Source organism: bacterium (genome assembly GCA_036504735.1).
In the GTDB taxonomy this organism is placed as follows: domain Bacteria; phylum Electryoneota; class RPQS01; order RPQS01; family RPQS01; genus DASXUQ01.
Genome location: DASXUQ010000019.1, coordinates 196,602 through 211,936 on the forward strand (window position 1 = coordinate 196,602; position 15,335 = coordinate 211,936).

General features: G+C 59.4%; 9 protein-coding genes and 1 tRNA gene. 6 read left to right on the forward strand and 4 right to left on the reverse strand.

Annotated features, from left to right (window positions below; genetic code table 11):
- Positions 1 to 60: 60 nt before the first annotated feature.
- On the reverse strand, positions 61 to 1,422 hold the full coding sequence (locus tag VGL38_15320) for an 8-oxoguanine deaminase (GenBank protein ID HEY3296801.1): 1,362 nt from the start codon (positions 1,420 to 1,422) through the stop codon (positions 61 to 63).
- Positions 1,423 to 1,600: 178 nt separating this feature from the next.
- On the opposite strand from VGL38_15320, the gene VGL38_15325 reads away from it, so the two are divergent.
- A tRNA-Phe gene (locus VGL38_15325) sits at positions 1,601 to 1,673 on the forward strand.
- A 307-nt stretch (positions 1,674 to 1,980) separates the two neighbouring features.
- A complete protein-coding gene (locus VGL38_15330) occupies positions 1,981 to 3,984 on the forward strand; it encodes a T9SS type A sorting domain-containing protein (GenBank protein ID HEY3296802.1) in 2,004 nt (667 codons plus the stop codon).
- A 278-nt stretch (positions 3,985 to 4,262) separates the two neighbouring features.
- Here the strand turns inward: VGL38_15330 and VGL38_15335 are convergent, their stop codons facing one another.
- Positions 4,263 to 5,468 (reverse strand): hypothetical protein, encoded by a 1,206-nt coding sequence (locus VGL38_15335; protein HEY3296803.1) that lies wholly within the window; start codon positions 5,466 to 5,468, stop codon positions 4,263 to 4,265.
- 239 nt (positions 5,469 to 5,707) lie between these two features.
- Between VGL38_15335 and VGL38_15340 the strand changes: the two genes are divergently transcribed.
- The 3 genes from VGL38_15340 (at position 5,708) to VGL38_15350 (ending at position 8,325) form a co-directional block, all read left to right on the forward strand.
- Positions 5,708 to 6,151: an archease gene (locus tag VGL38_15340; protein HEY3296804.1), complete on the forward strand. Its 444-nt coding sequence runs from the start codon at positions 5,708 to 5,710 to the stop codon at positions 6,149 to 6,151.
- 12 nt (positions 6,152 to 6,163) lie between these two features.
- Positions 6,164 to 7,618 carry an RtcB family protein gene (locus VGL38_15345; protein HEY3296805.1) on the forward strand — a complete coding sequence of 485 codons (1,455 nt, stop codon included), beginning with the start codon at positions 6,164 to 6,166 and terminating at the stop codon, positions 7,616 to 7,618.
- Between the two features lie 311 nt (positions 7,619 to 7,929).
- A complete protein-coding gene (locus VGL38_15350; protein HEY3296806.1) occupies positions 7,930 to 8,325 on the forward strand; it encodes a response regulator in 396 nt (131 codons plus the stop codon).
- An 89-nt stretch (positions 8,326 to 8,414) separates the two neighbouring features.
- Here the strand turns inward: VGL38_15350 and VGL38_15355 are convergent, their stop codons facing one another.
- Positions 8,415 to 11,453: a S8 family serine peptidase gene (locus VGL38_15355; protein HEY3296807.1), complete on the reverse strand. Its 3,039-nt coding sequence runs from the start codon at positions 11,451 to 11,453 to the stop codon at positions 8,415 to 8,417.
- Between the two features lie 127 nt (positions 11,454 to 11,580).
- Here VGL38_15355 and VGL38_15360 point away from each other — a divergent pair, with 127 nt between their 5' ends.
- Complete coding sequence (locus VGL38_15360) at positions 11,581 to 13,500, forward strand: glycosyltransferase family 39 protein (protein HEY3296808.1); 1,920 nt, start codon at positions 11,581 to 11,583, stop codon at positions 13,498 to 13,500.
- Here the strand turns inward: VGL38_15360 and VGL38_15365 are convergent.
- Positions 13,442 to 15,319, reverse strand: a complete 1,878-nt coding sequence (locus VGL38_15365; GenBank protein HEY3296809.1) for a hypothetical protein — start codon at positions 15,317 to 15,319, stop codon at positions 13,442 to 13,444. The two genes, VGL38_15360 and VGL38_15365, sit on opposite strands and share 59 nt — an antisense overlap.
- Between the last annotated feature and the right edge of the window lie 16 nt (positions 15,320 to 15,335).

Below are 15,335 nucleotides of genomic sequence, written 5' to 3' on the forward strand. Positions count from 1 at the left end.
CGTGCGATTTCCTCGCACGGCTTCTGTCTATGGCCAACCTTCTTCCCAGCATATTCGCCCTCAGAGCCCCGCTCTCTGCCGCAAGGCCTTCGCCTGCATTACGGCGTCACGCCGGATCTGCTCTTCATCCCCCCGCACGAGTTGCCCGTCTTTTACGACGAATTCTCCGTTCACCATCACGGCCCAGGCGCGATGACTGCCGCCGCAGAACAGCAGCGCCGCAATCGGATCTCCCGCGCCGGCATAGGACAACTGCTCCAGATCGAAGAGCGCAATGTCGGCCGCCTTGCCGGATTGCAGAGTTCCGAAATCCGTTCGGCCTAACAGCCGCGCCGAGTGTTCGGTGGCCAGCGAAATCACCTGATGTGCACTCAGCGCCGACGCGCCGTACATCACGCGGCCCAGCAGCATCGCCTGCCGCAATTCGCCCAGCATGTCCGAGCTGTCATTGGAGGCGCTGCCGTCCACGGCAAGCCCCACGGTCATGCCGCGCGCCAGCATGTCCGGAACGCGCGCCACACCCGATCCCAGGCGCATATTGCTGGACGGACAGTGGGCAATGCCGCAGCCGGTTTTGCTCAGCGTGTCCAACTCCGAGTCGTTAAAATGCACGCCATGTGCGAACCACACATCCTCTCCCACCCAACCCAAATCTTCCATAAGTGCCAGCGGCCGCTTGCCGAATTTCCGCAAACAAAAATCCGTCTCATCCAGCGTCTCCGCCAGATGCGTATGCAGCCGCACCTTGTGCTGCCGCGCCAGCAGCGCGGTTTCGCGCAGCAGCCGCTCCGTGACATTGAATGGCGTACAGGGCGCAAGGTGAATCTGGCACATGGAGCACTCCGCCGGATTATGCCAGCGGCGAATCACCTCTTCACTGTGCCGCAGCACATGGTCATCCTCTTCGATCAGTTCTTCCGGCGGCAGACCGCCCTGTGACTTTCCCATGGTCATCGAGCCCCGCGTCCCGCAGAAGCGAATGCCTAACTCCTGCGCCGCGTCTACATCGATTCCGAGAGGATCATCGGCCATTCCTTGAGGGAAGAGATAGCAGTGATCGGAGGTTGTGGTGCAGCCCGTCAGCAGCAGCTCGCCAATGGCCAGCCGCGCCGCAGCCCGCATGGCCTCCGCATTCACGAACCGCCAGACTCCGTAATGGTATCTGAGCCAGTCGAAGAGCTTGCTGTTTTGAGCGGCAGGCAGGCAGCGGGTCAGAGTCTGAAAGAAGTGGTGGTGCGTGTTCACCAATCCCGGCAGGGCCACCTTGCCCCGGCAGTCGAGCACGCGCGCTCCCTCCGGCTGCGGCAGATCCTTTCCGACCTTCGCCACCCGCTTGCCTTCAATCAAAAGGTCCACACCCGCCTGTTCGGAGCCGTTCTTTTCGAACACCGCCTCGAGATTCTTCAGCAGCCAGCCCGCCATCGTTCGCCTCCCTAAAGTATTTCTGACTGATAATATACAAATTTCCATCAAATGAGGTAGAGTGCCGCCTTCCTCATGCCGCGAACTGGTTAACGGCCCAACCACTGCCCGCCCCCGGCAGTTCTTCGTGAAAATTCACCTTGACTTTTGATCCACAGGTTTTTACATTCAGGTATTCGGCGTCTTAGCTCAGTTGGTAGAGCAACGGACTGAAAATCCGTGTGTCCCCAGTTCAACTCTGGGAGACGCCACCTCCCCCCTGTAAAGCCCACTGATCTTCGGATCGGTGGGCTTTTGCATTACAAACAACATCTTAGCCAGATCGCCCACTTTGCTTCCGCCGTCTGATGCCCAAAATCTAACCAACGGTTAACCCTCCGCTTCCCCGCCCCTTCAACTTCCGGAATCGCGGCTCTTGATCGTCTGCCCTAATTCGGCTCCTCCTTCGGCCTGCTGCAAAGCCATCCTCACCCCGGCAAGGATTTCGTAAATATGTGGGTCTGCCCTTGAACCTCCCACAGAAAGCTCGTATATTTCGAGAAAACGAGGAGGATCATCATGCGCGCTGTTCTCTGTTTCCTCTTGATCATATTGTCCGGAATGTGGTTTGTGGCTTTCGGCCAGCCGGACACTCTATGGACACAGCACCTGCAGATTGGCTATTCCGTGTCTTTGTACCGGGCCGTTGAACTGGCGGAGGGAGGCTTTGCTGTAGCCGGGTCGTGCAGCCGTGACGGTGCCACGCTGGATTGGTTTGTCGCCCGGCTCTCCGAAAACGGCGACGTGACGTGGTCCCGCGCTTTCGGCACAACCGAGCAGAGCGAGCAGGCCAATTCCATTGTGCAGACCGCCGACGGCAACCTGATGCTGATCGGGCAGAGTGCTGCCGTCAGCGCCTCCTCGCGCACACTGGCCCTGATGGGTGTCAGCATTGCCGGAGACAGCCTCTGGACGCGCAGCTATTCCGCCTCTCAGGGATTGCGAAAGGGTATGGATGGCGCGGCCTTGCCCGACGGAAACGTCATGCTCGTCGGCTACAAACTGGGGACGGATCAGGCACACTCCGATATGTGGCTGCTGAAGGTCAGCGCTATCGGGGACACCCTCTGGACGCGGCTCTACGGCGGGAATGACACGGACACCGGAAGCCGCATCCTCGCTCCCGGTACCGGAACCAATGTCTATCTGGCCGGTCAAACCAAGAGCAACGGCTCCGGCGACTACGATTTCTGGCTCCTTCAGACGGACAGTAGCGGTCAACAGATCGCAGATCATCCCTACGGCACGCCCTTCATCGAGAAGTGTTTTGATATTGCACTGGGTAATAGCCATCTATATCTGGCTGGACGCACACAGGACAGCCGCAGCGATGCCTATCTGGTCAAGGTAAGTTCGAACTATGTCGCCGAATGGTCGCGGGCCTACGACAACGGCGGGGATGAAGAGCAGATTTCCGGCGTGGCTGACCGGCCCGGCGGCGGCGCGGTCTGCGTGGGCTGGACCGGCGCAAGCACGACCAGCACTCTGCCATGGCTCTTCCGCGTCAATCGCCACGGCACCCTCGAGCAGTCCTGGACGTTATCGACGGTTCAGTCCGGACAATTCGCCGGCATTTTGCCCATTACACATGGCGGCTATCTGGCTTGGGGTACGATCACAGCCGCAGGAAATAATGAAGGCTATGTCGTCAAGTATGCGCCCACCGGCGAGCTTTGCGGCTTCGTGAATGCGGAGGATACTCAGCAGCCTATCGGCGGCGTACACGTGTCTCTTGCAGACGGTTCGGTGATGGCCGTGACGGATTCGCTGGGCCACTATTCGCTGGATCTGGTTCCCGGCACGCATGACGTCAGCGCATGGGGGCCGTGCATCTCGCGGCGGACTCTGTCCAATGTCATCGTGGGGCAGGATTCGTCTACCAACACGGATTTTGAGGTGGGATCACCGCAGTTCGAATGCCGGCAGACGTCGATTAACATGATTGTCCGCAACCATATTCCGAATCAGGCTCCGCTTGCCGTTTACAATACTGGCGAGGGAGAGTTGGAACTGAACCTGACCGTTGAGATGCAGCAACCCAATAGCAACTGGCTTGCGGTGGAACCACTGCACTCGGTCATACCGTCCGGTGACTCGCTCATTCTGAATGTTCGGGTTTCCGCCGACACAACGGACAACGGGATTTTCGAGTACTACGGCTTTGTTGTGGTGCATACATCCGCTTGCCCCGACAGCATTGCCCGGGTTCCGGTATGGGTTTCGGTCCTCGATGCTCCCGGCACGCCGCGCACGACCGCGCATGCTTTTGCGCTTGAACCGGCTTATCCGAATCCTTTCAATCCTCAGACAACGTTGTCCTATTCGGTACCACGCGACACCCACGTCCGTCTCGCCGTTTATGACGTCACGGGCCGCACCGTAGCCATGTTGTCCGACGGATGGCAATCTGCGGGTACCCATCAGGTTCGTTTCGACGGCACGGGGTTCGCCTCCGGCATATACTTTGTCCGCATGGAAACCTCCGACTTCTCCGCCATGGAGAAACTCATGCTCCTGAAATAGACCTGTGCTGACGTCTAAACCTTCCGGCCTGCATCCCCCAATCCTTGTCATCCTGCATCCGTCTTCGGATGCAGGATCTCTCTTTCCGACAACGCCACCGTCTTCCGTGGGGAGCGGTTACACCGGCCAGTGAGCGGATGCACCGATCCGTGGGCGACTGCAATCCGCTCCTACTTCCGTTTCTATCCTTTCTTCGGCGGACCCCAGCAAAAACAAAAGCGGATCGGGGGTTCCCGATCCGCTTTGTAACATTGCGCGTTGTGCGCTATGCCCATCGCTTACTTGTTGAAGTCGTACTTCAGGGAGACGCGCGCCAGCATGGCGTTGGTCTGGCCGGAGATGAAATACGGTCCGTTCAGGATGAAATTGGGATCAACCTGCACGTCGAAGATCATGCGATTCCAATAGGCGGTGGCGCCGAGGTACGTGAAGGTCTGGCTGAAGCCGGCTTCGGGGCTGACCGCGGGGGCAGCGCCGTTATCCTGCTTCTGGGCAACCCAGTTGCGCTCCGCACCGAGGCGGCCATTCAACCAATCAAAAACCTTGGTCTCGAAACCGATGCGCCAGTAGGGCAGCGCATTGTTGGTGTTCTTCACCGTGGCCGCCGTGCCGCCGTTCGGTTCGGTCTTGTTCTCGAACGTGTTCATATCGATACCGAACTCGAAGATCGCCAGAGCATTTTCCACCGGCGTCCAGTTGTGGCCTACGCCAAGCTTAATGTCGGTCGTCGTGAAGGTGCGCTTGTCGCCATTGGCGCCCTTAGCGGCATCCTTCAACGTGAGGAAACGGACATTGGGAACCAACGCCAGTTTCTCAGCATACATCCACCAGTAGCGGCCGGCAACGTTGATCGCCATCGAGCCGTCGGTCTTGTCTTCGCCGGAGCCGTTGTTGCCCGGCTTCACGCTGCCACTGACCGTCTCAAAGCCGATCGCGGCGTCGAGTTTGTTCTCGAGGAAGCTGCCACCAAGGTTGATGCCGATGGCGGACGCCTTCAGTTCATTGGCCGGGGTCGCGTTGTCCTTGAACGAATGCTGGGAAATGTTCAGGGCCGCGCCAACCTTCATCCCGTTCCAGGGCATGCCCCACGTGAGGCTGAGCTTGCTGGCCGGGGTGTTCGAGGTCGGGTCAGAAATATTCGGAACGGTCGTCAACTGCGTGTAGCCCGGGCTGTTGAAGAACATCGAATTGATGCCAGGCAGCTTGTCCAGGGAGACCTGCAGTACGGATGCGTTGGGGAAACTGTAGTTGAGGTAAGCTTTGTTGAAATCCCAGGTGCCCGTCGCATTGTTGAATTCAGCACCGGCCAGGTTCGGCCAATCCGCGATCAGTTGCGGCCAAATCTGGGGGTTGGACGCGTCCTTGATGATGTAGTTGGTATTCAAGCCGCCCAGACCGACGACGCGGGTGATGGTAGCATTAGCGGCGAACGGAAGCAGTACGCACAGCAGAACGGCTACAAATATCCACTTACTCTTGAGCATGTTCACTTCTCCGATTTTTGTTGGGGGAACTCCGGCCAAGTATAACAAAATACAACCGAATTGTCAATGCTTTCTGTGTATAGGTGGTATAGGCAGGATCTGCCTACTCTTGTTCGCATAAATAGTTGCCTACCCAAATTCCTAACATCCTGAAAGCACAACAATTTCCCTTTTTGCCCGCAAACCCTCTCTAAAACCATCTCAAAACATTGGAGTTATCCACTTATCCACAGGAGACCATGTCTGACGCGCTGGCTACATCTTACCGTATTGAGGACCACTCCGGTGACTTCAAACTTGAGGCTTGGGGTCGAGATTGCCTGGAGGCATTAGCCTCCGCCTCCCAAGGATTGGTCCAACAGATCGTCTCCCTCGACCAAATCGAGGAGCGCGAACAGCTACCCGTTACGGTTCGCGGCGACGATCAAGCCGAACGGCTTATTGCCTTTCTGAATGAACTGCTCTACCTCGTTTACACCCGTCACTGGCTGCCCCGGAGAGTCAAACTGCTGCGCCAATGCAGTCAAAAGGACTGTACTGAACTGGAAGCGGTGCTCACAGGTGAACCGCTGGATGCTGCGCGGCATGAAGTGAAATATGACATCAAGGCGGTCACCTATCACAATTTTCAGATCCGCGAGGAAGGCGGCATTACCACGCTGGAGTTTGTCTGTGATCTATAGCAGGAGGAGTCTATGAAGAGCGGCGCTCTCACTATCGAGCAGATCGGCCCGTTCCGCTACCGCATCCCCCGCTCATCCCGGCCCGACATGAACACCGACGGCATGATGTTTCTGAATGACGCGCTGCTCGCGGCCATGCACGGCGATGAGTCTCCTGCGCAGGTCGCCAATGTCGCGACGTTGCCCGGCATTGTCGGCAACAGTCTGGCCATGCCGGATATGCACTGGGGCTACGGCTTTCCCATCGGAGGTGTCGCGGCTTTCGACGCACAGAACGGCGTCATTTCTCCCGGTGGCGTCGGCTACGACATCAATTGCGGCGTCAGCCTGACACGGACAGCCTTCACTCTGGCCGAAGTCAAGCCGCGGCTCTCCAAGCTGATCGACCGCATGTTTGAGCATATCCCCACGGGCGTGGGCTCCCACGGCGCACTGAAGGTCACCAAACCCGAATTCGAACATGTGCTGACTTCGGGCGCCAGATGGGCGGTTGAACGCGGCATGGCCTCCGAAGAGGACCGCCTGCACATGGAAGAGGAAGGCTGCCTTGATGGCGCCGATCCGCATCAGGTTTCGGAACGCGCACGTGAACGGGGATTCGATCAACTGGGCACGCTTGGCGCGGGAAATCATTTTGTAGAAGTGCAGGTCGTGAAGAAAGTCTTCGATGAAAAGACCGCGGCGGCTTTCGGACTCTTCGAGGGGCAAATCTGCATCATGGTGCACTCCGGCTCGCGCGGTTTCGGCTATCAGATCTGCACCGACTATCTGCCCGTGATGAACAAGGCGGCGGATAAATACGGCATCGCGCTGGTGGATCGGCAACTGGCCTGCGCACCGCTCACCAGTGAAGAAGGGAAGAACTATCTCGCCGCCATGAAATGCGCGGCCAATTTTGCCTGGGTGAACCGCTTGACCATGCACCACCATGCGCGCCATGTGCTCACCGACGTCATGGACACCCGTGAGGAGCGCGGCGCATACCGTCTCGTTTACGATGTCTGCCACAACATCGCCAAGTTCGAAGAGCATAAGGTCGACGGCAAGCCGCGCCGGGTGTGCGTGCATCGCAAGGGAGCGACCCGCAGCCTGCCGCCGAATCATCCGCTGCTGCCTCCCGCCTATCGCCATGTGGGGCAACCCGTGCTGATTCCCGGGGATATGGGCAGAGCCTCGTGGGTGATGGTCGGCGATGAAAATGCTCTGACAGAATCGTTCGGCTCCGCACCGCATGGAGCGGGCCGGTTACTCTCCCGCCATGCAGGCGCAAAACTCATGCGGGGTGAAGAGGTGCGCCAGATGCTCGCCCGCCGGGGAATCATTGTGCAGGCCCGCAGCAAAGCCACCCTTGCCGAAGAGCAGCCCGATGTGTACAAGAATGTCGATGAGGTCGTGAATGTCGCCGCCGGTGTCGGTCTTGCCAAACCTGTGGCAAGGCTCGAACCCCTCGGCGGAATCAAAGGTTAGGGCGACCAATGGCGAGACGGGCACGACATGGCCGGTGAAGCCGAGATCTCGCTCTGCGGATCGTGCCCCTACGACGGATTCCTTTTCGGGTATGATCGTGCCCGCAGACCCCCATCCCCCGGCCCCCGCCTTCGTCGAGGTCTGGGACCTTTCCCCATGAAATGGAGAAAGGGGAGAAAGAGGGACCGCGCGGTCTTCCCGCGCTGTCCCCCCGCCGGTAGGCGGCCCCGGGTCAAGGGGTCACCCCTTGGGCATGGGGTTTGCAGAACTCTGGGGCGACAGATGGCGCACATTTTACAGGATGGAGAGATATGTTGCCGCAAACTCCCAAGTGTCTGGTGGTCGATGACAGCGACAGTATGCTGCGGATGTTGTCGCTCTTTATGGAGCATCTCGGGTTCGAACCGTTGACCGCGCGTGATGGCGATGAGGGCATCAGTGCGGTGCGCGAGCATCATCCGGACCTCGTGGTATCCGACATCCACATGCCGAATCGCAACGGCCTGTTGCTGCTTCAAGACATCAAAGAGCTGAATCCCTCGCTGCCGGTCATTTTGATCACGGGCTATATCCATTTCAAGGCCGACGCCAATGCCGTCGCCACGCAACCCGACGTCTTTATGGAGAAACCGTTTACTCTCGAGCAGATGCGGGATGCGGTAGACAAACTTAAACCTGCCATCGAGCGGGCCTGGAGCGTTCATTAAGCGGTGCCGGCGAGCAGCGCATGAGATACAACAAACCCGGCGGATTCTTCCGCCGGGTTTGTCATTTTCAGTCCCCAAGCGCCGCAGCGTTACTTCAGCAGCAGCACCTTCCGCACGGCAATCGCGTGCCCTTGTGTTTCAAGACGGGCGAAATACACGCCGGTGGTCAGGCGCGTCGCATCAAAGCTCTGCGTGTGCACACCCGCCGGGCAGACGCCGTCGAAAATCACCGCCGCTTCGCGTCCCAGCACGTCATACAGCGCCAGCCGGATTGTCGTCGTGCGCGGCGCACTCCACGAAAAGGTCGTTGTCGGGTTGAAGGGATTCGGATAGTTCTGGTTGAAGACATACTCTTCAGGCAGCGCGTGAGGCGACGGATCTGCCACATTGGTTGCCAAGGTATCCGAGGTGATCAGCAGCGAGCGGCCCGCCGCAATCGGCGCGGCGTGGGTGTCGAAGTTCCACTGGAAGCCGTATTGTACGCCATCGGTGCCGCTGGGTTTCTCCAGACCGATAGTCATGTAGCGGATGCCACGGCTGACCTGATTGTACTGGAAGCGGATCACGCCATCACCCGTCGGGCTGCTCACAAAGTGCGGATCATAGAGGATGGCCTGGAACGTTGCCCGGCCCGTGCTGTCGTAATTCTCGACGTTGAACCACTCCACAATCACCCGGTGGCTGTCAGCCTGGCTGTAGTAAAGGACGCGTCCACCCGGATGCTGCGGCTCCCAGTCGGCCCACCACGGAGCCATGTAGCCGTTGGGCCGAAGCGTGCTCGGGATCGGTTGCGGAGCCCAATCGGAATCGAGATTCGCGGTGTAGGTTCCCGGCACGATAAAGCCGTTGGCGCTGATCGAAATCTGCGAGTAATCCGTGCCGTAAAAACGGAACATGAACGGCAGCGTTTGCGGAATCACGCCGTCACCGCCCGTGTTCACCTGCTGTCCCGGCAAGCCGCCCGCATTCGGATTGATCTCCACCCAATCGAAGGCCGCCGCCGGAGTGTCGAAGTTGTCATAGATGAAGTAGCCGGCGCTGTCCGGACCGGTGGGCTGTGTGCGCGGCGAGAGCAAAAGGTTCAGCGTGATCGCGTGATTCTCCGGAGTAATGACCACGGCCAGAGTGTCGCGGCGGTAGGGAAGTTCTCCGAAGACAAACCGGTACAGGCCGCGGTGCGCTTCAAAACTCGCCACCCCGGAAACATCCGTGGTGAGCATCGTCTCGCTCAGTTTGAGCACAGTAATTCCCGCACCTTCCATCGCCGGATTCAATTGCAGTGTGACTGTGATCGCCGGACCTGTAATCAATGTAACGTTTTGCGTAATCGTGCCGCCCGCGGCATTCACGCTGATCACGGAATCGGACAGGCCTTCCTTCTCGAACCGGACATTGTGCGTGCCGGATTGCAGCCAGAGACTGTAATTGCCCGACGTTCCACTGAATACCGGATTGGTGCCTTCTGCGGAAACGCGCACATCGGCCAGCGGACCGTTGGGCCCGGAGACTGTGCCGCTCAACAGAGTCATTTGCGCCACACCCAGAGTAGCCGCGCCATAGGGACGGATCTTGCCGAAACCCCATACGGTATCAAATCCCGCCGCTCCCGCATCGACAGCGCTGTTCACAATCAACAGATAGGCTGCTTCCGGAGTAATTCCCGGAAACTTGGAATAAATCAGCGCGCACGCTCCGCCGACGTGCGGCGTCGCACCGCTGGTGCCGCTGATGGAACTGCAGCTCCCTTGTGAACGCATCGCCAGAGAAGGAGTAATGGTCGGCGCGGTGATGTCGGGCTTGGACAGCCCTCGCTGTTCGCCGTGATGATATGGATAATCATTATACGGGAAGGAATTCCCGTGTCCCGGAGGGCCGCAGAAGGCCATGCGCGGATCCACGCACAAATCTTCCCGCGACCACGCGCTCGGCCCGAAGGCGCCTGAAGAAAGGCCGCCCGACGAACTGTAGGCGTTGACTCCAATGATCGAACTTAAACCGCCATGAATCGGATGCGAAGGCGTCATGGCAGGCGGCGGACAATCGGAAGGAGCCGCCAATGACAAGGGCACATTCGGCGAGAGCTGATTACCTGTCGAATTCGCGTGAATCAGTCCTGCCGCCAGTTCCATTTCGCACACGATCCGGTGCGCAACGCGGTTCGGGCAATCCAGCGCGCCCGTCGGATAGGCTTGACAATCCGACTGCTTATAGCTGACGCTCGAGGAGATCACCTGTGCGCCTTTCAGAATGGCGTATTGGCTGGCCTCCCAGAAGGCGGCCTGCGAAAGGAACGCGGACAGTTCCATGATCTTTGCACCGGGTGCAACCGATACCGTATCGCAAGGAGTAAAGTTGGCGCTGATTACCGATGCGGTCTTGGTGCCGTGACCGTAGTTCTGGCTGGCGCGCGGATTGTCGCGAATATCGTTATTATCCTGATCGAATCCCCAGCCCCAGAAGTCGTCTACATAACCGTCGCCATCATCATCCACGCCGTTGGAATCGGCTGCCGTAACCGCACCGTCGTGATTGACATCTTCGCCCGGATTGATCCACAGGTGGCCCGCAAAGCCGGGGTGGAACAGATCCAGGCCGGCGTCCTTATGCCCCACAATCACTCCACTGCCGTCCGCCCCGAAATCCGTCCAGAACTGCGGCGCCTGCATGTCCCGTACACCCCACCCCGCGTTGTCCAGCGTGTTTTCATGATCGGGATTCCCGGCAATGTACGTCACTTCCGGAAAGCCGCTGTCGAGGGCGGAAATCAGATCCGCCGTGCCCGTCACACGCACCGCATTCAGGATCCACAGCGGCCGCAACAGAGTCACATGCCCGTTCTTCTTCTCGGTTTCGAGGTAGTCCATCACGCGACTGCCCATTTCCTTGAACCGGGATTGCAAGGTCTGCACGACATATTCCCGGCGGGCATCCATCGGCAAAGAGACCGCCACCGGATAGATATCGTCCATGGTCAGACGGTTATCCAGGAAAAGGACCAGCGGAACTGGCTGTCCGGCCTCGGTAGACGCCACCAACTCATCCAGATTGGGCGCGTGCTCGGCGGCCCATGCGGTCGCGGCCAGCAAGGCGGCGGCGGCAAGGATTAGAAGTTTTGCCAACGATTTCATATATTGAATCCTCCTCAGTGTTGCAAACCTCAGCCAATTTGCTATAGGGAATCCCGAAACGCACGTATCATCCCGCCAAACGTGGGCTGACTGGCGAGGCTGGCCCTACCTCCTGATTGGGATAGCGGTGCTGCTTCGCACGGTCCACATTTTCAACAGCCGCTCCAACCCGACCTTTTGGGCGCCGGCAATCGATCCGGCGTGGTATGATCAGGCGGCCTTGAACATCCTTCAGGGAAACTGGGGGCCGTTTCCGCTGTTTCGCGCCCCGCTCTACCCCGCCCTGCTCGCCGCCACCTACGGCGTTTTCGGCCACGATCTGGTCGCCGCCCGGATGCTCAATGTCCTCTTTCAGGGCATTGCCGTCTGGATCATCTACCGGGTCGGGCGATCCTACTTTTCTGCCCCGGTAGGCGTGGTCGCCGCCGCCCTCTTTGCCGTCAACGGCATGGCGATCTATTTTGCCGCCGAGATGGTTTCCACCAGCGCGGAAGTCCTCGCCGCCGCCGTCATGATGTGGGCCACTCTGCGCCTGACCCGCGACACCAGCCCGGTGACGCTGATTCTATGCGGCCTGGCTTGGGGCCTCAGTGTGATCGTCCGCCCCAATTTCCTGTTTATGTATCCCGTTCCGGCGCTGGTGATCTACCTGCTCTCGAAGCAGGGTCCCGCTGACCGCTGGTGGCCGCAAAAGGGTGACCTGATGCGCCGCCTTCTGCCCGTGGTTATTTGGGGCGTGGCCGCCGTGGTGCCGATCTTGCCTGTCACTGCCGCCAACTGGATAAAGGGCGGTGAACCGGTGTTGGTGGCCACACAGGGCGGCATCAACTTCTGGATCGGCAATAATCCCGAGTCCACCGGTATACTGTCGTTCCTCCCCGGATACGGCAGCACTTGGACCATGGAGGATGCTCAGACCGAAGCGGAAGCCGATGTGGGCCATCCGCTGAAACAGGGCGAATTGTCAAACTACTACTTCGCCAAGGGATGGCACTACCTGCTCTCCGACCCGCTGGGCTCCATTCGGTTTATGATACGGAAAACCTTGCTGTTTTTCAACCATATTAAGATCTCCAACAACAAGCATATCGGATATTTTTCAGCTTTAAGCCCCTGGCTGCCTCCCCTGACCCAAATAGACTTCGCAGTTCTTATCCCCTTGAGCTTACTGGGGCTATGGGCTTTTTGGCGGCGAATGGATGTCAAAATTCTGGGAGCGATGACCGCGCTGTATACAGTCAGCGTGGTCCTGTTCTTCATCACCAGCCGCTTCCGGTTGCCCACTACGCCCTGGCTGAGTGTCCTCGCAGCGGCGGGTGCCGTGTGGACCGTTCAGACTATCTTAAGCCGCCCACGCCTGAAACAGCTTGTGCCCCTATCCATTCTGGTTCCCGGTACGGTGCTGGTATTGATGAACCCCTGGCACATGGAGGATGCCAACGTTGGTTGGGCGCGCTACATGGAAGGCAATGCCTACCTGAAACTGAACAACCTCGACTCCGCCCGTGTCTGCTTTCTTGACGCGCTGAAGGACTCCACCGCGGTGGCGCGCGCGGAGCTGAATCTTGGGGTCATTGCGGGCAAGAAGGGCAATCTCGCGGAGGCGCGTAGTTGGTATGAAGCCTCTCTCGACTTCGATTCCTCCAACGCCGACGCGTGGAATAACATCGGGACCACCCGGGAATCGCTCGGCGATACCAGCGGAGCACTGGAAGCGTATCGTCATGCCCTCACACTCAGGCCTACCGCGCCGGATCCGCGCCACAATCTCGCCGGAACCTACTTCCGTCTCGGAGTCAAGGCGCTCAAGCAGGGCGATGATGCCACGGCAATCCGGCAACTCACCTCCTGCGTGGAACTCGAACCGGCTTCGGTCGCCTATTATGATCTGGCCATTGCCTATGGCCGCAGCGGAGCCACGGAACAGGCGCTGTCCAGTCTGGATCGCGCGCTTTACCTTGATCCGCGCTATGTGCCCGCGATGCAGCTCAAGGAGATGATTGCGAAGGGGACTGCAACATATCCAAAAGCCGGCGGGACTCCTTAAGGTCCGGCGCCAGTTGCAGCGCGATGGTCGCTTCATCCCGCGCCGCGGAAATATCTCCCCTTGCAGCCAGAATCAGCGCCAGATTGTTGTGGCATTGCGCGGATCCGGGAGCTATGGCCACGGCCTCACGCTCCATTTTTAGGGCCGCATCCAGTTGCCTCTCTTGTGTGAACCGCCCCGCTTCGGCTTCGTAGAGGCCCGCCCACAGCGAGTCACCACGGTTCATGACCAGCTCGTAGATGCGCCACGTGGTCTTGTAGAGCGTGCCGGGCCTGAGCAGGGTCATCCGGTACGGCCAGACCGGTTTGGCGTCGGGAAAGGTCTGCACATACAGGGGATCGGTCGCCCCAAGATGCAGCCATACGGTATCGACATGGGCGCCGCGCAGTTCGATCAGCAGTTGCCGCAATTCGGTCGGATTGGCCGCGGTAAAGAATTCATGCTCCGGCCACAGCGGCGCCAGATCCGCGCACTGTGACATTGTCGGACAGATGATGGGCGTTCCCAGCTTCGGTCCTCCGAAGCGGATGCGGTCGGAGATCTCGGCATAGCGCGCCTGCACCAGCGCCGCGGAACTCAGCGTTTGCACGGCGGTGAGGGCCAGTAATACACCGAAGGCCCAGCCACGCGCGCGCCCGGACTGGTACAAATCAATCAGCAGCAACGGCACAGCCGCAAGTAAGATTCGCGGTCCCCAATGGACACCTTCCCAGACCGGCGCGCTGAGAACAGTCAGCAGGATCGTCGCCAGAGCAAGATAGAGCGCCGGGCGGTTCCGGTACGGCGGCACGGCCAGCAATGCAACCCAAGGCAGGCAGGCCAGCAAGGAATTGGCGTACATCAGCACCAGCGGCGGGAGCGTGGCCGACCAGAGCCGGTACTGATACAGCCCAACCCACAGCAGCAACAGTCCCAGAGCAAGGCCGAGCATGGTCTTGCTCTTTTTCTTTTCTGCATACAGCAGCAGGCCCACACCGCAGGCAAAGCCGGCCAGCAGCAATGCAGAGAGCCAGCCGGCGAGGTCCATTCGCACGAGCAACCCATAGAACGCCTCAGGACGCGCCGTAAGCCATCCGGCAAGGCCTTTTTGTCCGGGTCCTATCAGGTTCAGGCCGATCTGCGTCAGCGCCGGCTGTGTGGACGTCAGGGCATGCCACACCATCATCACTGCAATCCCGGCGGCAGCTCCAGCGGCGAGCATCAGCGATTTGGCATAGGATCTCGTGATCAATAACCATGCTCCCAGCACCGCTCCCAGAAGTGCCGTTTCGGGACGCAGCAGAACGGACAGTGCGAACAGAAATCCGGCAGCCGCCGGCGGCAGCCCACCCGCGCCGGATTTCGGCCTTGCCGTCAGCCACACCGCCGGCCAAAGGAGCAACCAGCTCGCCACGTGTTCCCACGGCACCAGGCCGTAAAACGTGAGAGGCAGCAGCAGAAAGGCCCAAGCGAACCCGCGCCGCGCCAGCACCAGCCACAGCGCAATCGCGAACAATGCCGGTGCCAGTCTCGACAGAGTATTTCCGCCGAGCGCGATCAGTTTGAACAGGGCGCGTGTCCAGGGAGAAAATCCGAAGGCAAAGCCGCCCTCTACCCGCGTGGCGAACGGCGCATGCAGCGGTGGAAAGGCTGCAGGGTCGGACAGTTCACTGCGGACACTGCCATCCGGCAAAACATCTGCCCACGGCCCCGTAGCGCTCCGCGCGGCAATGTGTTTGATGCTGTCATCGATGGTCCATGCGCCATTACCCGGTAGAAGCAAGGCGGTGGCCACTAATGCCAGAGCCCAGAGGATTGCCAGCCTGCGCGACAGATTCATATGCATGTGTCCAGAG